20 protein-coding genes and 1 pseudogene are annotated in these 20,509 nt (G+C 41.5%); 13 read left to right on the top strand and 8 right to left on the bottom strand.

Annotated features, from left to right (window positions below; translation table 11 throughout):
* Positions 1 to 9: 9 nt before the first annotated feature.
* Positions 10 to 1,029, bottom strand: coding sequence for a DUF3231 family protein (locus tag L634_RS0108465; protein WP_026582084.1), 1,020 nt, complete (start codon positions 1,027 to 1,029; stop codon positions 10 to 12).
* 346 nt (positions 1,030 to 1,375) lie between these two features.
* Here L634_RS0108465 and L634_RS0108460 point away from each other — a divergent pair, with 346 nt between their 5' ends.
* Both L634_RS0108460 and L634_RS0108455 read left to right on the top strand, forming a co-directional pair.
* A complete protein-coding gene (locus L634_RS0108460; RefSeq protein WP_026582083.1) occupies positions 1,376 to 1,909 on the top strand; it encodes a topology modulation protein in 534 nt (177 codons plus the stop codon).
* A gap of 97 nt (positions 1,910 to 2,006) precedes the next feature.
* Positions 2,007 to 2,438, top strand: coding sequence for an NUDIX hydrolase (locus tag L634_RS0108455; protein ID WP_026582082.1), 432 nt, complete (start codon positions 2,007 to 2,009; stop codon positions 2,436 to 2,438).
* Positions 2,439 to 2,794: 356 nt separating this feature from the next.
* Here L634_RS0108455 and madM read toward each other — a convergent pair whose 3' ends face one another.
* Positions 2,795 to 3,559, bottom strand: coding sequence for a malonate transporter subunit MadM (gene madM / locus L634_RS0108445; protein ID WP_026582081.1), 765 nt, complete (start codon positions 3,557 to 3,559; stop codon positions 2,795 to 2,797).
* On the bottom strand, positions 3,540 to 3,953 hold the full coding sequence (gene madL, locus L634_RS0108440) for a malonate transporter subunit MadL (protein WP_026582080.1): 414 nt from the start codon (positions 3,951 to 3,953) through the stop codon (positions 3,540 to 3,542). Before madL ends, madM begins: the two co-directional genes overlap by 20 nt.
* 283 nt (positions 3,954 to 4,236) lie before the next feature.
* Between madL and L634_RS0108435 the strand changes: the two genes are divergently transcribed.
* The 7 genes from L634_RS0108435 to L634_RS0108405 are packed head-to-tail and all read left to right on the top strand — an operon-like array spanning position 4,237 to position 11,015.
* The gene (locus tag L634_RS0108435) at positions 4,237 to 4,887 is read left to right on the top strand and encodes a GntR family transcriptional regulator (RefSeq protein WP_026582079.1); all 651 of its coding nucleotides are present in this window, start codon (positions 4,237 to 4,239) and stop codon (positions 4,885 to 4,887) included.
* 11 nt (positions 4,888 to 4,898) lie between these two features.
* Positions 4,899 to 5,825: a malonate decarboxylase subunit epsilon gene (gene mdcH, locus L634_RS0108430; RefSeq protein ID WP_026582078.1), complete on the top strand. Its 927-nt coding sequence runs from the start codon at positions 4,899 to 4,901 to the stop codon at positions 5,823 to 5,825.
* Between the two features lie 34 nt (positions 5,826 to 5,859).
* On the top strand, positions 5,860 to 7,506 hold the full coding sequence (mdcA, locus tag L634_RS0108425; protein ID WP_026582077.1) for a malonate decarboxylase subunit alpha: 1,647 nt from the start codon (positions 5,860 to 5,862) through the stop codon (positions 7,504 to 7,506).
* A gap of 20 nt (positions 7,507 to 7,526) precedes the next feature.
* The gene (locus tag L634_RS0108420) at positions 7,527 to 8,396 is read left to right on the top strand and encodes a triphosphoribosyl-dephospho-CoA synthase (protein WP_026582076.1); all 870 of its coding nucleotides are present in this window, start codon (positions 7,527 to 7,529) and stop codon (positions 8,394 to 8,396) included.
* 18 nt (positions 8,397 to 8,414) lie between these two features.
* On the top strand, positions 8,415 to 8,726 hold the full coding sequence (locus L634_RS0108415) for a malonate decarboxylase subunit delta (protein WP_026582075.1): 312 nt from the start codon (positions 8,415 to 8,417) through the stop codon (positions 8,724 to 8,726).
* Positions 8,704 to 10,395, top strand: coding sequence for a biotin-independent malonate decarboxylase subunit beta (locus L634_RS0108410; RefSeq protein WP_026582074.1), 1,692 nt, complete (start codon positions 8,704 to 8,706; stop codon positions 10,393 to 10,395). Before L634_RS0108415 ends, L634_RS0108410 begins: the two co-directional genes overlap by 23 nt.
* A complete protein-coding gene (locus tag L634_RS0108405; RefSeq protein WP_026582073.1) occupies positions 10,389 to 11,015 on the top strand; it encodes a malonate decarboxylase holo-ACP synthase in 627 nt (208 codons plus the stop codon). Before L634_RS0108410 ends, L634_RS0108405 begins: the two co-directional genes overlap by 7 nt.
* Before the next feature lie 131 nt (positions 11,016 to 11,146).
* Here L634_RS0108405 and L634_RS0108400 read toward each other — a convergent pair whose 3' ends face one another.
* Entirely contained in the window at positions 11,147 to 13,204 is a 2,058-nt protein-coding gene (locus L634_RS0108400) for a molybdopterin oxidoreductase family protein (protein WP_026582072.1), read from the bottom strand.
* A gap of 302 nt (positions 13,205 to 13,506) precedes the next feature.
* Here L634_RS0108400 and L634_RS0108395 point away from each other — a divergent pair, with 302 nt between their 5' ends.
* Positions 13,507 to 14,274 (top strand): hypothetical protein, encoded by a 768-nt coding sequence (locus tag L634_RS0108395; protein WP_034262289.1) that lies wholly within the window; start codon positions 13,507 to 13,509, stop codon positions 14,272 to 14,274.
* 131 nt (positions 14,275 to 14,405) lie between these two features.
* Here the strand turns inward: L634_RS0108395 and L634_RS0108390 are convergent.
* Positions 14,406 to 14,648: pseudogene (locus tag L634_RS0108390) on the bottom strand (acetamidase/formamidase family protein); the annotation flags it as partial.
* A gap of 119 nt (positions 14,649 to 14,767) precedes the next feature.
* On the opposite strand from L634_RS0108390, the gene L634_RS0108385 reads away from it, so the two are divergent.
* Positions 14,768 to 15,829 (top strand): SDR family NAD(P)-dependent oxidoreductase, encoded by a 1,062-nt coding sequence (locus L634_RS0108385; RefSeq protein WP_026582069.1) that lies wholly within the window; start codon positions 14,768 to 14,770, stop codon positions 15,827 to 15,829.
* 87 nt (positions 15,830 to 15,916) lie between these two features.
* On the opposite strand, the gene L634_RS30815 is transcribed toward L634_RS0108385, so the two are convergent.
* The gene (locus L634_RS30815; protein ID WP_034262286.1) at positions 15,917 to 17,035 is read right to left on the bottom strand and encodes an aromatic acid exporter family protein; all 1,119 of its coding nucleotides are present in this window, start codon (positions 17,033 to 17,035) and stop codon (positions 15,917 to 15,919) included.
* A gap of 383 nt (positions 17,036 to 17,418) precedes the next feature.
* Here L634_RS30815 and L634_RS0108375 point away from each other — a divergent pair, with 383 nt between their 5' ends.
* Positions 17,419 to 17,934, top strand: coding sequence for a YbaK/EbsC family protein (locus L634_RS0108375; RefSeq protein WP_026582068.1), 516 nt, complete (start codon positions 17,419 to 17,421; stop codon positions 17,932 to 17,934).
* Between the two features lie 52 nt (positions 17,935 to 17,986).
* Here L634_RS0108375 and L634_RS0108370 read toward each other — a convergent pair whose 3' ends face one another.
* Positions 17,987 to 18,754, bottom strand: a complete 768-nt coding sequence (locus tag L634_RS0108370; protein WP_026582067.1) for an alpha/beta fold hydrolase — start codon at positions 18,752 to 18,754, stop codon at positions 17,987 to 17,989.
* 215 nt (positions 18,755 to 18,969) lie between these two features.
* Between L634_RS0108370 and L634_RS0108365 the strand changes: the two genes are divergently transcribed.
* Positions 18,970 to 20,148, top strand: coding sequence for a M20 family metallopeptidase (locus tag L634_RS0108365; RefSeq protein ID WP_026582066.1), 1,179 nt, complete (start codon positions 18,970 to 18,972; stop codon positions 20,146 to 20,148).
* A 92-nt stretch (positions 20,149 to 20,240) separates the two neighbouring features.
* Here the strand turns inward: L634_RS0108365 and L634_RS0108360 are convergent, their stop codons facing one another.
* Positions 20,241 to 20,450 carry a methionine aminopeptidase gene (locus tag L634_RS0108360; RefSeq protein ID WP_026582065.1) on the bottom strand — a complete coding sequence of 70 codons (210 nt, stop codon included), beginning with the start codon at positions 20,448 to 20,450 and terminating at the stop codon, positions 20,241 to 20,243.
* Between the last annotated feature and the right edge of the window lie 59 nt (positions 20,451 to 20,509).

The raw sequence follows: 20,509 nt of genomic DNA, 5'->3' as shown, positions 1-20,509 counted from the left end.
TTAGTTCCCTTAGGAACCATTTTTAGATTGGGCAAGTTTTTTTCGGTTTTTTGTTCCAGGCGGTTTTTCCATCCAGTGGTGCTTGATCATGATATCGGCCCCGGTTTTGGCATACTTGCCAATTTCAATCGATAGGCGTTCATAATTCATGGCCAAATCGCTTCGCTGGCTGGCTGCTGCAGCAGTTGCATAATTTCCAGTTCCAGCGGCGCTAATCAAACTCATATGAAACATCATTAACTTATCAGAAAAAGTCTGCGTCACCGAATTGCTAACACTTACATCAGGCAATCGAGGGGTAGGGATATCATTCTGCAGTAAAATATTCGTAAAAACCTTAATATGCTTATTGGCTATATCGGCTCCCCTTAACATATAATCCGATACTTCTTTCGTAGGGGAGGTCTGAGCAAAACTGAGACTTAAATTGACACCAATCGCATTGGTCATGACATTCATATATAGGTGGGAAATCTCTATAGCATTTAACGGCCTTTTATTTGCCAATGGATTTAAGCCGCTTAAATAACTCTTGTCATCAATATATTCCGCTACTTTGGGCGTCTCTATATATGGATGCCTTGCAAGCAGTCCTTTAGTAAGAGCTATCCGATTGGATTTATTATAAAGAATGGAGGTTTCATTTAGCCCTTTTGTGTAATAATCGCATATGTCTTCTCTTGAGCTCATGGACAAAAATCCGCTGTATGCAAGTAAGCCTGTTTTTGCCATGTGATTAATATATGTTAGACAGAATATATCCGAAAAAAGCCATGGGGCTGCCATATTTACATCCTTTTCAGAAAAACCGTCCGGGACGGGGAGCTGTTCCTGTTTGTAAATCTTTAACAATTTCTTCAGATGGCCGGCTGCCAGATCATGCGCAAATTGGACAGCACCTTTAATTTCCTTGTCACCAAGATGCTTAAGCATAAACCCCAAAATGCACTTTGCCATGCTATCATTCATATACGAAGTCCAGAGGGAAGCTATTTCAGCTGCCGTTAAATGTATCTTGTTCTGGTGCATTCCTAAGCCAGCCTCCTATAAAATGCGTAAGTATGTATGATACATATTTTTTCCTTTTAAAGGCTTATTATTCCTTCAAGAAATATTATTAGTAGTAAAAAGAGATGTTTAAAATATTTCACCCTCAAACCTGTGTAAACGTACATCATTTTTTCTGCCCCAAATAAGTAACCTGCTTTGGGAGCATTAATTATTCCAAATTATTACTTGGAATGATGGAGGACAAAACTATACTATTGCCGTATATTTAAATAATCGCGGCAAAGAGCAATATTCTCAGGGATGAGCTAATTTAAATTGCTGATTCGCTGGAGCCGTATTACTTATCGAAAGCGGGTTGATTGGGCTGAATCGGGTTATGGTTATTGGGATTTCGGCAGGTGCAGGCAAATCAACGTTTGCCCGGCATTTGGGAAAAGCTTTAGGAATAGAGGTTTATCATTTGGACAGTTTGTTTTGGAAACCTGGATGGATCGAGAGCGAACTTGAAGAGTTTTCATCAAAGCAGCTGGAAATTGTTAAAAAGAGGCAGTGGATTATAGAAGGCAATTACAGTAATACATTTGACATCAGAGCAGATCAGTGCGATACGGTAATCTATCTCGAACTCCCATTAGTTATTTGCCTGTACAGGGTTTTGAAAAGGTGGATTACCAACATCGGCAAGACCAGGCCTGATATGGGTGAAGGCTGCAAAGAAAAAATAGACTGGGCCTTTATTAAATTCATCCTTACCACGTACAGACCAAGAAAGAAGAAAATGGAAGACCGATTGCGGAAATTTGAAATAGCGGGGAAAAATGTGATTGTGCTGAATGGTAAAAAAGAAATTGATTTATACATAGAGAAGTTAAACATTGATGCCAATCGGGTTAGCTAATGGGTATCTTGATGACACCAGAATATACGTGATGAAGAAAGTTTCATTCAATCTTTAGCTGATAAAATATAAGTTTTTCAATGAAAGCAGGGATAAAATGAATCCTCCAAAGCATATTGTTTCAGCAGCTGCCATTGTTTTAAATGATAATAATGAAATCCTGCTGATCAAAGGGCCGCGCAGAGGGTGGGAGATGCCTGGCGGACAGGTAGAAGAAGGAGAATCTCTTAAAGATGCAGCAATCAGAGAAACGAAGGAAGAGTCAGGAATTGATATCGAGATAACGAAATTCTGCGGTATTTTTCAAAATGTCAGCAATTGCATATGTAATACTTTATTTCTGGGAAAACCAGTTGGAGGGAAATTAACAACCAGTCCGGAAAGCCTGGAAGCCGGGTTCTTTCCCATTGAAAAGGCATTGGAAATGGTAACGTGGAAGAACTTCCGGCAGAGAATTGAATATTGTTTGAATGATGAGTTTCAGCCTTTTTATGTGGATTTTAATAATTCTCCACATGATAGAGAATAATTCATTATCAATACTGTGAAAAAAGCAGTAAAAAAGCGGCAACTGCCGCTTTTTTACTTAGCGATGTTTTCGTAAAGTTTGTTGCTTTTCAAGGATAACCAACTGAGTTGATTGCAGAGGAGGGCATTTGACTCCTCAAAAATCATTCGCATTTTCTAACGACGAGGTGTTAATTCAAGGATGCTTCTCCAATGTCCTGCTCTGGAGAGAGGGAAGACCCCACAGGCGAAAGCGAGGTGGCTCTCATCCCTCCCCGTGAAAAGAAAATGCTCTTAGCGGAAATCATCGGGCAGAATTTATAAGTAAAAACAACATTTATGATAAAAAAACCATATTTAATTAGCAGACCGGCTGCTTTAGCCAAAAACTGCTTTTGTCATTAAAAATAGAACAGAGGGTGCTAACAGACAGCCCAAACCTGTATAAAATGTTGCAGTAACCGCTCCATATGGCACTAGTTTAGGGTCAGTTGCAGCCAATCCACCTGCTACTCCGCTTGTAGTTCCCATAAGACCTCCATAAACCATTGCAGAGCGAGGATTATTCAATCCGATATACTTCGCTACAAAAGGAGTGCCTATCATGGTCAGAATGGATTTTACCAATCCAGCCGCAATACTGAGAGTGATTACTTCAGAACTTGCCCCAATAGCTGTTCCTGTTACAGGGCCAACTATGTATGTTGCTGTACCCGCTCCAATTGTTGTTAAGCTGACTGCGTCTTTATATCCAAATGCCAAAGCAATACCTACACCTACAATGAATGAAAGCACTACTCCCAAAAAGAGAGACATAATTCCATTTAATCCTGCCTTTTTGATTTCACTGAAGTTGGCTCCAAACGCTGTGGCCACAATGGCAAAATCCCGAAGCATGCCTCCGCCCATCAGACCGATGCCAGCGAACACACCAATGTCTGACAGGCCTTTTTCCCCGCCGGTCGCCAATCCGCCAATATAAGCAAGCACTAAACCAAGGGCTATGGCAATTGCTGAGCCATGAATACGCCCTTTTGTTAGTTTATCGGAGAGGTAATAGGAGATAAACATAGTAATCCCTACAACAGTGAAGGCTACAATTAGACCATTATCCATTAGTGCATTACTTACTATTTCCAGCATGCTGATCCCCTCCAGTTATATTAGTTTCCAGGGTTTTGCTTGCCTTTCCGCCCTTGCTTAAAGCAGGTACTGCTGCCCAGCTGATCAAGACTGCTGCTGCTCCTGCTGTAATGGCAAGGGGTCCTCCGTCCAAAGCAGCTACAACATTTTGCTGTGCCGACATTGCAATAACTATAGGGATATACATGGCACTCCAGAATGATAATCCTTCCTGAGTCTGGGTTTTTAGTTTATCTTTCTTCTTTAGGTATTCAACTAGAAGAATTAACATTAGCATAGCAATGCCGACACCGCCGACATTTGCATCAATCCCAAGGAATTTTCCAAAAAGGTCTCCCAAAAATATACCCGATAGTAAACAGATAGATAGTAAAGCAACCCCATATATAACCATTTCATCTCTCCTTTTAATTTTTTGCTGTGAGCTTAGGGACAGGGATGCAAAGTGAGTCTTAGAAAATCTGTCTGGACTAGGCTGCAGGAAAAATTACACAGGAAAGCGCTTGCATTTTGTAAATCTACAGTCGACTGTATTCCTAGAAACCATAATAAAACGAATGAAAAGCATAAGTCAATTTATTTTTCAAATTTTCTTAAAATATTGAATTATTAAAAATGAAAGAGTATAATAAAATCGACAGTCGACCAAAACATTTTTTAATAGAGGAGACGGTGTCATGAAAACAGATAAAATTAATCAAAATGCTTTGTCAAATCATATAGCCGAACACATCACTGAACAAATTATTAAGGGGGAGCTGGTTCCAGGTGAAAAATTGATTGAACATATTTATGCCGAGGAGTATGGTACAAGCCGTGCACCAGTAAGGGAGGCCATTTACTTACTTTCAATTGAAGGGCTTGTCGAAAGGATTCCCCGAAAAGGAGCGGTAGTTAAAGATTATACAGAAAATGAAATTTATGATCTGCTGGAAATTAGAGTCATGCTGGAGTCCATGGCCATAGATAGAATCAATAGAAATGGGATCGACAAAAATGGGCTGGAAAAAATGTCATTACTCTTAGACACGATGAAGAATGTTACTGATATTCATCAATATACGCAGTTGAATCATTCATTCCATACCGCACTTGTAGAAATGAGCAAAAGCGAAACCATTAAGACAATGTATTCCCGGCTTGGATGGCCTTTATTGAGAATACAGAGCCTTTCATTCGCTAACCAGGGAAATATTGAAAAGTCAGTACGTGAGCATGAAATGTTAATCGGTCTTCTATACGAAGAAAAAATAGCAGAGGCAACAGAGCTGCTAACAAAACATAATCAGGATGTAATAGCCAGCATGAAGAGAAAGCTGGGTAAATAGGAGGAGAGGAGATGAAACTTGCATTCTTATTTCCTGGCCAAGGTTCACAAAAAATTAGGATGCTTCACCACCTGCCTGACCATCCAGCCGTAAGTGACGTTATGCAGGAAGCGAGTGAAGTAATTGGTGAAGGTGTTTATAATCTCGATACTGCTGAAGCATTGATGTCCACTGTATCAGTTCAATTGTGTTTGCTTATTGCGTCAGTTGCTGTATCAAAAGCACTCGTTTCAGAAGGGGTGAGGCCTGACTTTGTGGCAGGCCATTCAGTTGGTGCCTTTGGAGCTGCCGTTACTTGCGGGGCAATGGATTTTACCGATGCTTTGAGGCTTGTAAAGCTAAGGGGGGAACTGATGGAACAGGCTTTTCCTTCTGGTTATGGGATGGGGGTGATTTCAGGGTTAGATCCAAGGTCGGTAAGGAAAGCAGTTGAAACCATATTTACAGAAGTGACCCCAGTATATTCCTCCAATATTAATGCAGCCGACCAAATTACAATCTCCGGCTCCATTCCAGGCATCAATATGGTTCTTGATCAAGCAGCAAAAAGTGGTGCAAGGAGGGCTGAACTTCTTAACGTAAGTGTACCGTCACATTGTCCATTGCTAAATTCTGTAGGTGATATCTTATATGACAAGCTTAAACATATCAAAATCAGTACACCTGCAGTTCCTTATGCCTCAAATAGGAAAGCCCGGTTAATTAGGAATTCGGAACAAATCAAGGAGGATCTCGCGTTAAATGTTTCACATCCGGTCCGTTGGTATGAAATATGCTCTTTACTTTGTGAGTATGGAACAAGGCTCCTAATTGAAATGCCATCTGGAAGTGTTCTAACCAATTTAAATAAAAAAACGCTGCCTGGTGCCCGATCTGTTTCGGTGGAAGAAAATGGTTTCGAAAACTGTGTCTTCCTGGCAAAGAGGCTATGTTCGTAAAATGAAAATTTGAAATCAGAAGGGAGATTCTACAATGCAGGCTACTAAACAACGATCTTGGAATACCCGTCTTGAAGCCAAGCAAAAAAGAATAGAGAAAATGAAGGAAATCACCAGCAGCAGAATTATTCCCACACACCAAATCGTCGAGGCTTTGGAAACACTGATTATGCCAGGAGACCGGGTGGTTCTGGAAGGAAATAATCAAAAGCAGGCATCCTTCCTTTCAGCTGCTCTTGCCAAGGCGGATCCTAAAAAACTATTTGATCTGCACATGATTATGTCAAGCATTTCCCGGCCTGAACACTTGGATTTATTCGAGAATGGAATCGCTAACAAAGTGGATTTTTCTTATGCAGGCCCACAAAGTCTGCGAATGGCTCAAATGCTGGAAGATGGAAAGCTGACAATGGGTGAGATTCATACATATGTCGAGCTATATGGCAGGCTATTCATTGATTTGATTCCTTCGGTCGCTTTAGTGGCTGCAGATAAAGCTGATGCTGCAGGGAACTTATATACAGGACCAAATACTGAAGAAACTCCAACCCTTGTTGAGGCAGCGGGATTTAGCAGCGGCATTGTTATTGCCCAGGTGAATGAATTAGTTGACGACTTGCCTCGTGTTGACATCCCGGGCTCCTGGATTGATTTTGTGGTTGTTGCTGATAAGCCTTACCAACTGGAGCCGTTGTTCACCCGCGATCCGCGCCATATAACAGATATTCAAATTCTCCAGGCAATGATGATCATTCGTGGAATTTATGAAAAACACGGGGTGAAATCTCTGAACCATGGGATTGGCTACAATACTGCCGCAATTGAATTGCTACTCCCGACTTACGGTGAATCCTTGGGCCTGAAGGGGAAAATTTGCAAGCATTGGGCATTGAATCCCCATCCGACTCTTATTCCAGCAATTGAAAGCGGCTGGGTAGAGAGTATCCACTGTTTTGGCGGAGAAGTAGGAATGGAAAAATACGTAGCTGCCAGGCGTGATGTATTTTTTACCGGTCATGATGGAAGCTTGCGTTCAAACAGAACACTTTGCCAGCTTGCAGGTCAATATGCTGTAGATTTATTTGTGGGGTCTAGCCTGCAGATTGACGAAGCAGGCAATTCTTCAACCGTAACAAGAGGAAGGCTGGCAGGCTTTGGGGGAGCACCGAACATGGGGCATGATCCGGGAGGCAGGCGCCATTCCTCTCAAGCCTGGCTGGACATGATGACTGATACGGACCCGCTTGCACGCGGAAGAAAATTAGTAGTTCAGGTAGTCGAAACATTCCAAAACGGAAATAAACCAGTTTTTGTTGAATCGCTGGATGCTGTGGGAGCCAAAAAGGACATAGGGCTTGAGACAGCACCTGTCATGATTTATGGAAATGATGTTACACATATAGTGACCGAAGAAGGCATTGCCTATCTATATAAAACGGACAGCATGGAAGAACGAAGGCAGGCAATCTCAGCTATTGCCGGTGTAACGCCAATAGGCCTGAAGCATGATGTGAAGAAGACGGATAGGCTGAGAAGAGAAGGGATAATTGCTCTTCCGGAAGATCTCGGAATTAGAAGGACGGAAGCAAAAAGATCACTGCTGGCAGCCAAAAATGTTGAAGAACTCGTGGAATGGTCAGAAGGTTTATATGAACCGCCTGCCAAATTTAGAAGCTGGTAAAAGGGACGGAAGTGAATTCAATGATAGACTTGCACTCTTACAGCCTATGCCTTGGAAAGATGGCAGTACAATCACTTATAGAAGAGGCTGAGCTTACACCAAAACCAGGTCTTGTTGATAAGAAAAATTCAGGCTCTCATACAGATATGTCACTAAAAACAATGATTAAATCTGCTAAAGCACTAGAAGGCACATTTATTGAAATAGCGAAAAAAAGCTTTAACCGGTCTCCTTCACAGGAACTGCGGGAAGAGATTGCGGCCATTGGGCGGCAGGGAGAACGGGAAATGTTTATGGCCACTGGTGGGGTAAATACCCATAAAGGAGCTATATGGGCATTAGGGCTGCTGGTTTCAAGTGCTGCGATGTACTTAGGTAATTGCGAAATTGAAGATGTAGCTGTTCAAGCAGGAAGGCTGGCTCTCTTTCCTGATCGAAAACTGCCTCCGATTAAAACAAATGGCAGCAGTGTTAAAGCAAGGTTCGGAGTAGGCGGAGCCAAAGTGGAGGCGGAGCAAGGATTTCCTCATGTAAGGCTTATTGGCCTGCCAGTCCTTTATGATTCCAGAAAAAAATGCAAGAATGAGAATCTTTGCAGGCTTAACGTGTTAATTGCCCTTATGGCAGAGCTTAATGACACCTGTATTTTGCATAGAGGCGGGAAGGAAGCTTTGGAAGGCACAAAGGAGCGTGCAAAAGAAATTTTAAAAGCTGGAGGAGTTTCTACTATCAGAGGCTGGCAGTTATTAGAGCAATTGGACCAATCACTATGCCTTCGAAATGTATCTCCTGGGGGAAGCGCAGATCTGCTTGCTGCCACCATTTTTATGGATTATTTAGATCAACATATGAAAAGCAAATTTAAGAGAAACGAAGCTTTACCAATTTAATAGAAGGGGAGCTGTATGATGGAAAAATTAAACTTTCGTTTCCCTGCAACCAAAATGCTGGATTCAAAAGCTCATGTTGGAGTCGTAGGTTCAGGTGACCTGGAGATTTTAATGGAACCTTCGGACCAGGGATATGCAGATGTAACTGTCCGTACAGGCACCACTGGATTTCATCAGCTCTGGGAAACGGTATTAGAGCGGTTCTTTAGTAAAAATGATATTTCAGCAATTATTAGAATCAATGATTTTGGGGCAACTCCAGGGGTTGTATCATTAAGGCTTTCACAAGCTTTGGAGGTGGGCAGAGATGCTGGATACATTAAAAAGTAGCTTTGTTGAATGCGGCGGCAGGGAGCGTGCTCAAGTACTTCTTGACAAGGGTACCTTCAGGGAGCTTTTGGGGCCATTTGAAGGCCTTGAATCGCCGCACCTGGAAACGCAGGGCATTGTTCCACAAAGTGATGATGGAGTCATAATTGGCAAGGGAATGGTAAATGGACAGTCAACAGTAGTCATCTCCATTGAAGGCAGCTTTCAGGGAGGCGGAATAGGTGAGGTCTCAGGTGCAAAGATTGCCGGGGCTTTAGAGATGGCACTCGAAAATAATAAAATGGGCAATACGATTTACCCCATTTTGATATTAGATACTGGAGGTGTCAGGCTCCAGGAAGCCAACTATGGCCTTTTATCAATTGCCGAAATTGGTGCAGCCATTGTGGCGTTAAGGGAATATGTGCCCGTTATTGGGATAATTCCAGGTAAAATCGGAGCCTTTGGCGGGATGTCAATTAACGCAGGTTTATGCAGTACCTTAATCATAACACGTGAAGGCAGGCTTGGATTAAATGGACCGGAAGTAATTGAGCAGGAAGCCGGCATTCAGGAATTCGATTCAGCCGATCGACAGCGGATTTGGAATACAATTGGAGGAAGACAAAGGGTGGCTGCTGGCTTTGCGGACATAGAGGCTGAGGATAATATCAGCTCATTAAGAGAGGCCATATTTACTGTAATCAAGCAGGGAACAGTGGAAAAACCAAGAAGCTCACAGGTTGACAGATACCTTTCATTTATCGGATCTGTAAATACATCACAAGTCCTCTATCCACAGAAAGTACAGGACCTGTGGGCAGAATCCGATCCAGATAGTTTAAATCAATACAAGAAAGCTGCTGATCATACTGCTGTTAAAATGAAAAGCAGGGGACATAGATGGTTTAACCTTTTGACAGCGGGCAGCAAAAATATTGGGGGTGTTCCTTCGGTTTTATGTTCTGATTCAATAATTGGCAGCAAGCCTATTCGCTTCCTTGCTGTAGTGCCAGATGAATCAAGCCGTTTTCCAAGAGCTCGTTCAGGTGAATTTGGCCTTGAGCAAGGGTGGATGATTGCCAAGCATGTCCGGGATGCAATAGAAGAAGATAAGAATAAAGAAGAAAAACGTGCAATTGTAGCTATTGTTGATGTCCCTAGCCAGGCTTATGGGTATCGGGAGGAACTTTTAGGGATCCATCAGGCCTGTGCTGCGGCAGTTGATGCTTATGCAACAGCAAGGTTAGCAGGTCATCCGGTGATTTCATTTATTCCAGGAAAGGCTATCTCGGGAGCATTTTTAGCACATGGATTGCAAGCCAGCCGATTAATTGCCCTGGATGATGAAGGTGTCAATGTACATGTAATGTCAAAGCAGTCAGCTGCAAGAATTACTCAAAGAACCATTGAAGAACTTGAAGAAGCAGCGAAACAAGTCCCGTCAATGGCCTATGATATACGTTCCTTTGAAAAATTGGGAGCACTTCATGAATTGATTTCCAATGTAAATGCTGAAGAACCTGCTGAAGCAGCCCGTGACTTAATTTATAGAAGCATAAATACAGCTATAGAAGACATTCAAAGCAGCCCGCGTGACTTGAGCAACAGGCTTAACTCGGTTAATGCTATAAAAGGCGGCAGATCAGCTTCAATTTTAGTCAGAAAGAAGCTGGCGGAGCAATGGTGATCGAACCTCATGATTTATTGAAGATTGATCCAAAAAATCTCATAAGTTATTCTCCAATTCCAGCCTGGGCGATTCAATCGTTGAGGATTGCACCATATGTTGTTGTCCGAAGGGCAAATACTCCAAAGGGAAAGATAGCTATTGGAATTAGGGGGAGGGCAAGGAGCGAAAGATTTGGTGCATTTATACCGGAGGATGCCATCATTCATCAAATCAAGCCTGAGAATTTGACGGATACGAAACTCTGGGAAAATAAACAATCACCTGTCTTTTCTTCTCTTAAAATAGCAAGGGAAATACTGGATAAATATAAACTTGTATGGGGACCTGGAGGAAGTGCAGGGTTTGAACTTGCAGCCGAAGTTAGGGCTGTAACAAGTGAGAGCGATCTGGACATTGTTCTTCGGACTCCAAATCCAATAAGTGTTAACCAAGCAGCAAGCATAACAAAGGACTTGCAGGACTGTCCTGCAAGAGTGGATATACAGGCTGAGACGCCATTTGGTGCAATTTCTTTAATGGAGTATGCGAAAGGTTCATCATTATTGTTAAAAACAAAAAATGGTCCGTTACTTTGCGATAATCCCTGGAAGGTACAATTAGTAGAGAGCTGCAAATGATGTTTTGGCTCGGTATAAAGGCAAAAAAGCCCTCTTGAACACAACTTCAAGAGGGTTATTTCAATATTTTTTTACAGTTGGGGGATCAAAAAACTATGATTTCCTTTGCAGGTTGTACTTTTTAGCTTATTTTATATTTTACTAGTGGATTGGCATTTTGCCACGTTAACCCGCCCGGAGAAAAACACTGCTCCACCGCCCATGTCAGAAAGCCGGTCCGGAGTCAGGGAGTTCACAAGCTGATTGGTCCCAGGCATGTCTGCCCATAAGCCTTGCGAAACAACAACACCTTTGAGGACGAGTTCGCCAACAGCTGCTTTCAGCTCGCATTCTCCACGTTCATTCCACACTCGCACCATGTCTCCATCATTTATTCCCGCAGCTTTTGCATCTTTGATATTCATATGAAGGCGGGGTTCCTTTTCGAACAAGACATGCTTGGCATTGTTGGAAAAGGTGGAATTTAAGAAGTTATGGTTCGGTGCAGGGACAAATAGGAATGGCAAGCTGCTTTCATCCTTCAAAGGAATATAAGTTGGCAGAGGAGGGTAGCCTGCATCTTTCATTCTCTGTGAATATAATTCAATTTTTCCGCTTGGGGTCGGAAGTTTGCCAGGGAAAAGCGGCTTGATCTTGGCTTTTATAAATTGGTTTTTCTTTAGAGACTCGAAATTAATTTCATCAATAAATGGATTTGCAGGAAAATCCAGCGCCTTTTCAATCATTACCTCTTCTGTTTCCTGAAAAGCTGGTTCATCAAATCCCATAGCCTTAGCCAGAAGCCGGAATACCTCCACATTCGATTTGGATTCCCCATGCGCTTCCATAACCGGCTGCTGGATTTGCATGTAATGGTGCCAGTAAGAAGAATAGAAATCGATATTTTCATAGGAAGAAGTTGCAGGCAGTACGATATCAGCGTATTTCGCAGTTTCGGTTATAAATAAATCGTGAACAACCAGGAATAGATCATCCCGCTGCAGCCCTTTTTTGACCTTGTTTCCTTCTGGCGCTACTACAGCCGGGTTTGTGCCATACACATACAAGGACTTTACCGGATTTTCCAGCTCAAGCAGGGCATAGCCAAGCTGATTCATATTGATTGTGCGTGTATTCTTTTTCTCCAGAAAGTCGGGACGCTGTAATGCAGATGTGTTAAAAGCAAGGTAACCAGAATTTCCTTTTATGGCACCGCCGCCTTTCACTAGCCATTGTCCAGTCATGGCAGGAAGACAGGAAATGGTACGGATGCACATACCCCCATTATCATGATGCTGAGGGCCATTGCCAATCCTGATAAATGAAGGGGACGTATGGCCATACATACGAGCAAGCTTGTAAATATCCTCAATGGGCACTCCAGTAATGGCTGAAACAGTCGCAGGATCATATTGAACCACATGATCGCGGAGCTCTTCATGGCCCACAGTGTACTTGTGCAGAAAATGGTCATCGACCATGTTTTCCGCAAACAATACATGAATCATGCCCAGGGCCAGTGCGGAATCGGTACCGGGTTTTATCGGAATAAACCAATCGGCCATTTTGCCTGTCTGGTTTTTATGCACATCTATCACAATAATCTTAGCACCATTTTTCCGTGCTTTCTGTGCCAGTACGACTTGATGCATGTTGGTGCTTACCGCATTAATTCCCCAAAAAATTAGAAGCTTCGAATGGATGGTATCTTCTGGATCAATCCCGAAACTTCCTCCCATTGTATACGTATATCCAACTGTTCCAGCCGATTGGCAAATTGTGCGATCAAGACGTGATGCCCCGAGCCTATGAAAGAAGCGGCGGTCCATTCCCTCCGCATTCAGCCGGCCCATATTCCCATAAAAGCTATATGGCAATATGCTTTCAGGCCCTTCCGTTTTAATCAGATCTTGCCAGCGGGCTGTAATCGTTTCAATGGCTTCCTTCCAGCTGATCCGTTCAAACCTGCCATCACCTTTGGCACCCACCCTTTTCAATGGGTATTTCAGCCGCTTCTCATCGTATAGACGTGCGGGCATATTCCTTACTTTGTTGCAGATATTTCCCTTTGTAACCGGGTGATTGGGATCCCCTTCGATTTTCACGATTCTGCCGTTTTCTTTATGAACGAGAAGCCCGCATTGATCAGGGCAATCAAGTGAACAAACCGAAGGAAAAATGCCATTATGTGTATTACTGTAAGAGCTCATTTCAAAACACCTTCTCTGAACTTATTAAACTGATAATATCACAAAAATCAGAATAGTTGGGAAGCCTGAGAAGATTGTTTTTGACTTTAAACCAGTGAATTCAAGAGAAATTCGCTGAAACGCCCCAGATTAAATGCATGAATACCTTTCATAGTTGTAAGGAGGCATTTTTGGCAATACAGTTTTTATTAAGGGTTGATTTTGATAATCATTTTCAATTAAAATAATACTGATAATAATTTTCAATTATGCTACTTTAGCTTATTACATATAACAGTTTGAAGGACTAAGGAGGCAGCTAAATGGTTAAAAACACACAGATATCTGTTCAGACCATAACTGACCAGCATTTAACAGATTTTATCCGATGCCCATACAGGTTTTACTACACACATATAGAAAAGAAAAAGCATCCTTTTGGCTGGCGCCAGGCAATCCAGCATGTTGTAAATAGGGTGGTATATTCTTATTATCAATATCCGTTAGGGCATAGAACACCAGCCAAAGTTCTTGCATTAATTGAGAAATATTGGAGTAAGCTCGAACTTCGCATGTTTGATAATAAGCTGCAATTTTATATGGCTGCTGCAGCCATAACGGACGGATTAATGAAAAATTTATCGAGTGATTCGAACGTTGAACAGCCCTTGTTTCTTTATGAAAAATTTAGCCTGAATGTAAAAGAAGTGGATGCTGACCTTTCTCTAACCTTCGATGTTGCAGAATGGGAGAACTCTTCATTTATTGTGAAAAAATATTTAGTTGATGCAGATGAGCAAATGTTGAAGCTGTATTTCCATTTAATCGTTATTTTTTCTGAAAAAGTCTTTGGAATAAGGCCGGAAAGAATAGAAGTTATTACTTTAATGGATGGACAAAAGCATATTTTCACACCTGATGAATATAGCCTTGAAAACGGAATTAGCTATCTGCAGCTAATGAAAAATTTGATTGAGGATTCACAGCGTATGACTGAATTATATAATACCAATGAATGTCCATCCTGCCCTTTTCTGGAGGTTTGTGAAAAGGATGAACAGACTGATAAAAAGAATAAATACTTATCGTAGGAAAAAGACGCATGAACGAGCGTCTTTTCTATTTAAAGAGCTGAATAGCCTAAGGGCCGCAATGCTTTCACCATTTACAAGAAGTGGTTTTTTTAATGAATTGCTTTAAATTAGATCTTGTAAAGAAACCTTCCGGATATCTCGATGCCGGATACACCAATCTTCCCATCTCCCATGGCAGCATGGAAATCCCCAAGCCCCAAAAGAGCTCCTTCTGCAAAGACAGGCAAATTCAATGTAGAACCTTCTGTAATCAGCTTTGTATCCATATTATCCATATTCCCGCAGTGGGAGCCAGGTGTTCCTGCAGAAACCGCTTCGTCCTCCGGTCCGACTCCAATTACACCAATTATCGGATTAAGCGGGATATCCAAGAATAAAAGGTCCGCCTTACAGATCTTAGGGCAATGAAAGGGATTTCCATTGCTTTTAAAGGATTTTCCCGCTAAAGTTTTTAATAGACTTTATTGATAGGAAAGGTTGCGATTCTTCTTTGAATATACTTATTACTGGAGCAAATGGATTTTTAGGAAAGAAGCTTTCGATAAAGCTATTGGAGCAGGGGCATGAGCTGTATTTATTAGTTAGAAATAGAACCAGGTTGAAGTCTTTCATGGATAAAGAGGGAGAGGTTTACTCAAGGCAGATTCATATATTAGAAGGAGATGTAACGGGAGATCACCTCGGTTTAAATAAAGAGCTTGTGGAATCATTGACGGGAAAGATTGATGCCATCTATCATGGTGCCGCATTGCTGTCATTTGATGAAAAGGATCGGGATAAGACCTATAAAGTAAATGTTGAGGGAACAGAGAATGTTTTGGAGCTCGCCTTGGAAATTGGCTGTCCCAAAGTATTATATATTAGCACTGCCTATACGGTTGGAAAGGAAACTGCAGGGGCAGAAGTGCTTTATTCTGCAGAAAGAAGTTTTGTAAATCCTTATGAAGCTTCAAAATGTGAGGCAGAGCATCTGGTTTACAGATATAGAAATAAGCTGGAGGCAGTCATTCTCCGTCCGGCTATTATAATCGGTGATTCAAAGACTGGTGAGGCCGATACCAATTTTGGCTTGTATGGATTTTTAAAAGGAATTAAGATTTTGAAAAAACGCTCAGAACGGAAAAAGAATTACCAAAACTATAGAATTTTCCTGGAACCAGGTGTGGCCCAGAACTTTGTGCCGGTTGATTTTGTCATAGACGTACTGGAGACAGCTTTGGTTCATGGGAGAAATGGCGATATATTCAATATCACTAATCCTAACCCCCCGCTGCAATCAGAGGTTTTGTCGATTGTTAAAGAGGTCTTGGATTTTCCGCAATTGGAGATGCATCCGCCTTCTTCTATCGGGGATATGACAAATGAGGAGAAGGACTTTCATGATTCAATGAGCATTTTTCACAGCTATTTTCAGCGGACGATTGATTTTCCGGCAGACAATACGGCAAAAATGCTTTCAGCTGCAGGTAAGCCTATGCTCGAAATGGATCAGAAAGTTCTAAAAAGAATTATTGAGGGATATTTAGCAGATAAGATAAGAGTTTCCATGTAATATGCAGAAAAGACCACGGAAAAGAATCCGCGGTCTTTATTTTTTGGTGGTGCTAGTAGGAAAAGATAATCCCGTTTCACTTCGCTTTTATTCGCGCAATTCCTGATCATTCGTTTTTATGCCATTATAGGAGCCTGTCACGTCCGGACTTTTTAGAAGCCTCCGGTGCTTGATTTCCATAGATTGGATATGATTCAGTTCCTCTATTAAATCATGGATAGACAAAATTTCATATAAAATGGCTGTTTCAGGCTGGACGTGATGGTGTATGCGCGGTTTTAAGCCGCCTGCAGGGTTCTGCTGTTTTTGATCGATAAACCATTGTGTAACTTTGCTTATTTTTTGATGATGGCTTTCGGTAATCAGAAAGCCAGGATCATATAAACTGTCCTTCAAATCATCAAGAACAGAGGAAGCAAAATTCATCTTGCTTTCATCAAGCTCCATTTGGCCCGGCGGCAGAAAAATTAAGTTGCCCACATGATAGGTTATTTGCCTTAAAATCGTAAGCTTTTTATATTCATAATGAAAGTCACGCATATCATCACGGCTGAACCGGTGAAATCGATATTCAGCTTTCTGATAATTGCATAATGTCTCCGTTTTATCAATATCTTTTATAAGCTTTTGAAATTCGGCGCGGATATCATGATCTGGAGTCTGGAGATTAAAGATCTCCAATCCTCGTTTGTGTAAAATCTCTCCGGATCTCCGGTATAGGGAATGAATGCTTCGCATAATCGATTTTGAGTAATTTGGAGGCATAACAAAAAAGTTGACGGCAGTTGATACAATGATACCGGTACTGGTTGTCCCCATTCTGATAAAAAAAGAGGATAAATAATGGTCATGAACCGTTGAAATCATTGCTACACCTGTCAAGGTGGCGACCAGCATTCCATCATGAAGCTTCAGTTTATGGCAGGCAATGATCGTAGCCAGTGATACTGAGGCATAGGTATATGGACTATCACCAAACAAAAAAGTAAATAGCACTGCAAATCCGGCTCCAATGGCTGCTGCAGGAAACCTGACGTAAGCTTTTCGAATCGAATCTGCAACGGTTGGTTCGATTGTAACAATTGCTGTTATGACCGCAAACATAGCAGGCCAATCGAGCATATGACAGATAAAAGCTGTTATAAAAACAGCCAATCCCGTTTTGGCAATCCTTCCGCCAATAAACTTGTATCGAATAGGTTTCATAAACAATCCTTCTTTAAAGCAAGTATATTTCAAGTTTCAATTATATATCTATCTTAGTGGACTAATGCAGCAAGAGCAAATATGAATATTCTGATAAAAAAGGGTATCTTCCGTGACAGTTAAGGATAGTATGTTAAAATAAAGTGAACTTCCAATAGTGAGGGTTTTTTCATCTCCGTTGGTTAGTTGAGGCCCGCAACAAGCGGGTCACTCAGGCGCTGCCGCAGTTAGTCTGAGTTTTGATACTCGGGCTTATACGGGCATCTTTTGAGACTCTCTAAGGAGTGAGAAGCAATCATACTGCCCGTTAATGCGGGATATAGAATAGGAATACCAGGTTCCGCAATAAAGAGTCATGGTACATAGGGGAAGGGTGAGTGTGAATGTCGATTGAAAGGGTGAAGGGCCATTTTAAGAAATGGGGCCGGGAAAAAGATGTGATGGAGTTTGAGTCTTTAAGTGCTACAGTAGAACAGGCTGCTGAAACGATCGGTGTTATTCCGGCACAAATAGCCAAGACTCTTTCCTTTAGAGGGGATGGGGATGAAGCTATTCTAGTTGTTGCAGCAGGGGATGCCAAAATAGACAATAAGAAATTCCGGAATACTTTTGGTTTTAAGGCACGCATGCTTTCTGCAGATGAGGTCCTGGAACAAACCGGCCACGCTGTGGGTGGAGTATGCCCATTCGGACTGGCTAATGACCTTGATGTTTTCCTGGATCAATCTATGAAAAGGTTTGACACACTTTTTCCGGCATGCGGCAGCAGCAACTCGGCTATTGAACTAACACCTGCCGAGATTGAGGAATATTCGAATGCAAAAGGCTGGGTGGATGTGTGCAAGGGCTGGGAAGATGAGGTGATCATTGAACGGGCTACGGAGACGATTACAAAATAGTTTTTTACTGACAGCTGCCAATACCAGATTGATTAACTGGTACTGGCAGCTGTCAAATTGCATTTATAAATTTGCTAATTAACTGGTTCAGCTCTTTTGCAGCCTTTGTCGGGATCCTGTGGTCAACATTTTCGATAATATGTAATTCGTTTTGAGGCAATTTTTCATGCAATTGCCGGGCATAGGAATGGAAGGGCTTATCCTTTTGACCATATACCAGCAAAATCGGCAGGCGGATCTTTGAAAGCTGATTGACGCAATTGTATTTTAAACTGTATTGATAATACTGCTCAATATTTCGGTAATCGCCTTTTTTTGCTTCTGTAAACATTTGTTTGAACAGCTTCATATTATTGGAATTCTTCCAGGAAATCGACCAGGCTAAAAGGTTTATGGCACCCTTGCTTGAAAGTTTAATTCCTAAAGAAATCTTCTTTCTCAAATAATCATCATTTACATCTGGCATTGCACCAATCGCGATTCCTCCGAAAGCTCTTTCAGCAAATGTCAGGATGTATTCTAAAACAATAGAGCCTCCTGTAGAATATCCGCATATAAAGGCTTTGTTAATATTTAAATAGTCCAAAAGACGAATAATATCTTTAACAATCAGCGGATAGGTTACAGGTTCAGGGGAATAAGGACTTTTTCCGTGGCCGCGAATATCAAACGTAATAACCTGAAAATTTTTTGAAAGTTCTTCTAATTGATATTTGAAATTCATCGAAGTCAATACAGGCGGGTGGATGAAAACAATCGGAGTACCGCTTCCTTTAACTGTATAATTCAGGGTAGCTCCGCCTAAATCTGCGATTGGCATGGATAAAACACCTCTATTTATAGTTGCATTTGAGTAAATTCCTTTACTAATATGTCTTTTATATTCTGGTTTATACGGTGACGAACTGTTTTTTTTTTACATCTATGAAAATGTTCCTTCTTTTGAAATGATGGCATTAATCAATTGGAAAGAGTTAGTAAGAAAATTGTATAATTTAATAGTATGTATATTAGATAGAATGGGAGATTGCCTTAATGGGGAAAAAAATTATCATCGATCAAATTGACAGTTTAAAACCTGATTTTTATAGCATTAGCCAATATATTGGTGAAAACCCGGAACTTGGGCACGAAGAGTTTAAAGCATGCGAGCTATTGACAGAAGAACTGAAAAAGCATGGCTTTTCGGTAGAAGTGGGAACATGCGGTTTGCCAACAGCATTTACGGCGACCTTTGACAGCGGGAAAGAGGGGCCTGTTGTTGGCTATATGTCAGAATACGATGCGCTGCCTGAAGTCGGACATGCCTGCGGCCATAATTTGATTGGCACAATGGGAATTGCTGCAGGAATTGGATTAAGCAAAGTAATCAATGAAACAGGCGGGAAAGTGATTGTATTTGGTACGCCGGCAGAAGAAACGAAGGGTGGAAAAGTGACTATGGCTGAAGCAGGTGTATTTGATGCACTTGATGCTGCCATTATGGTTCATCCGTTGGATAATTATGTAAAAAGCGGCTCATCACTCGCAATGGATGCCATCCAGTTTGAGTTTTTTGGAAAATCAGCACACGCTGCTGCAAGCCCGCATCTCGGCATCAATGCATTGGATGCTGTTTTGCAGACCTTCAGCAGCATTAATGCTTTGCGCCAGCATATCACCCCAGATGCCAGAATCCATGGAATCATCAAAGAGGGCGGAAAAGCAGCCAATGTGATTCCTGATTATGCTGTGGCGCAATTTTACGTACGAGCTGCAAAACGTGGATATGTAAATGAACTCGTAGAAAAGGTTAAAAAATGTGCAGAAGGTGCTGCTTTGCAAACTGGCGCAGAGATGAAATGGTCATTCTATGAGCTTTCATACGATAACATGGTTACCAACAAGCCTTTATCGGAAGCTTTTAATAGAGAATTAATTTCTTTAGGAGTGAAAGAGGAAGAAATAATGGAACAAAAAGATGGCTCCGGTTCCCTTGACATGGGGAATGTCAGCCATGCAGCGCCTTCGATTCATCCGTATATAAAAATTTGCAATGAGGCATACGCCTGCCATACACATGAATTTCGCGAAGCGGCAATGAGTGAGCAAGGGAGAGAAGCCATGATCCTGGGTGCAAAAACAATGGCGCTGACAGGATATGAAATATTAACCAACAAGGATCTTTTACAACAGATTAAAGCGGAATTTAAAGCTCAAAAAACGTTGGGATAGAATAAAAGCATGATTCTTCCGTTTAGCGGGGAGGATCATGCTTTTTTATAATTGAACTTCGATAAAAGTAAGTTTTGACGTCTTAGATTTTTTTAAGAAAGACTGCTCCATTCTGAATACAGTCCGGTTCCATTGCATCCTGGGCAGTCAAACTGGTTTGCATGATAAGCGAACTCATTCCCAGGATAAAGAGAAAAGCCTCTTCCGTAGCAGTCCGGACACTTATTTTCTTCCTTCATGCGGTTGACATGATTTTGATATCTCATCTCACGCCATTCATTAAAGGCATTCAATAATCCCATCTTTTTCACCTCAGCCATTTTTTCCTTATTTTGAATAAAATGGGCAGATTTTATACATT

Source organism: Bacillus sp. J33 (assembly GCF_000518885.1).
Taxonomy (GTDB): domain Bacteria; phylum Bacillota; class Bacilli; order Bacillales; family Cytobacillaceae; genus Cytobacillus.
The sequence above is the reverse complement of the archived record's forward strand: the minus strand, read 5'-3'. Positions and strand labels throughout refer to the sequence as shown.

What these genes read in the sequence shown, in the direction of transcription:
- L634_RS0108410 (WP_026582074.1), top strand. Translation starts at nt 8,704, where the DNA reads ATGCTGGATACATTAAAAAGTAGCTTTGTTGAATGCGGCGGCAGGGAG.
- L634_RS0108415 (WP_026582075.1), top strand. Translation starts at nt 8,415, where the DNA reads ATGGAAAAATTAAACTTTCGTTTCCCTGCAACCAAAATGCTGGATTCA.
- mdcA (WP_026582077.1), top strand. Translation starts at nt 5,860, where the DNA reads ATGCAGGCTACTAAACAACGATCTTGGAATACCCGTCTTGAAGCCAAG.
- L634_RS0108375 (WP_026582068.1), top strand. Translation starts at nt 17,419, where the DNA reads ATGTCGATTGAAAGGGTGAAGGGCCATTTTAAGAAATGGGGCCGGGAA.
- mdcH (WP_026582078.1), top strand. Translation starts at nt 4,899, where the DNA reads ATGAAACTTGCATTCTTATTTCCTGGCCAAGGTTCACAAAAAATTAGG.
- L634_RS0108395 (WP_034262289.1), top strand. Translation starts at nt 13,507, where the DNA reads ATGGTTAAAAACACACAGATATCTGTTCAGACCATAACTGACCAGCAT.
- L634_RS30815 (WP_034262286.1), bottom strand. Translation starts at nt 17,035, where the DNA reads ATGAAACCTATTCGATACAAGTTTATTGGCGGAAGGATTGCCAAAACG.
- L634_RS0108455 (WP_026582082.1), top strand. Translation starts at nt 2,007, where the DNA reads ATGAATCCTCCAAAGCATATTGTTTCAGCAGCTGCCATTGTTTTAAAT.
- madM (WP_026582081.1), bottom strand. Translation starts at nt 3,559, where the DNA reads ATGCTGGAAATAGTAAGTAATGCACTAATGGATAATGGTCTAATTGTA.
- L634_RS0108370 (WP_026582067.1), bottom strand. Translation starts at nt 18,754, where the DNA reads ATGCCAATCGCAGATTTAGGCGGAGCTACCCTGAATTATACAGTTAAA.
- L634_RS0108435 (WP_026582079.1), top strand. Translation starts at nt 4,237, where the DNA reads ATGAAAACAGATAAAATTAATCAAAATGCTTTGTCAAATCATATAGCC.
- madL (WP_026582080.1), bottom strand. Translation starts at nt 3,953, where the DNA reads ATGGTTATATATGGGGTTGCTTTACTATCTATCTGTTTACTATCGGGT.
- L634_RS0108400 (WP_026582072.1), bottom strand. Translation starts at nt 13,204, where the DNA reads ATGAGCTCTTACAGTAATACACATAATGGCATTTTTCCTTCGGTTTGT.
- L634_RS0108360 (WP_026582065.1), bottom strand. Translation starts at nt 20,450, where the DNA reads ATGGGATTATTGAATGCCTTTAATGAATGGCGTGAGATGAGATATCAA.
- L634_RS0108465 (WP_026582084.1), bottom strand. Translation starts at nt 1,029, where the DNA reads ATGCACCAGAACAAGATACATTTAACGGCAGCTGAAATAGCTTCCCTC.
- L634_RS0108405 (WP_026582073.1), top strand. Translation starts at nt 10,389, where the DNA reads ATGGTGATCGAACCTCATGATTTATTGAAGATTGATCCAAAAAATCTC.
- L634_RS0108420 (WP_026582076.1), top strand. Translation starts at nt 7,527, where the DNA reads ATGATAGACTTGCACTCTTACAGCCTATGCCTTGGAAAGATGGCAGTA.
- L634_RS0108365 (WP_026582066.1), top strand. Translation starts at nt 18,970, where the DNA reads ATGGGGAAAAAAATTATCATCGATCAAATTGACAGTTTAAAACCTGAT.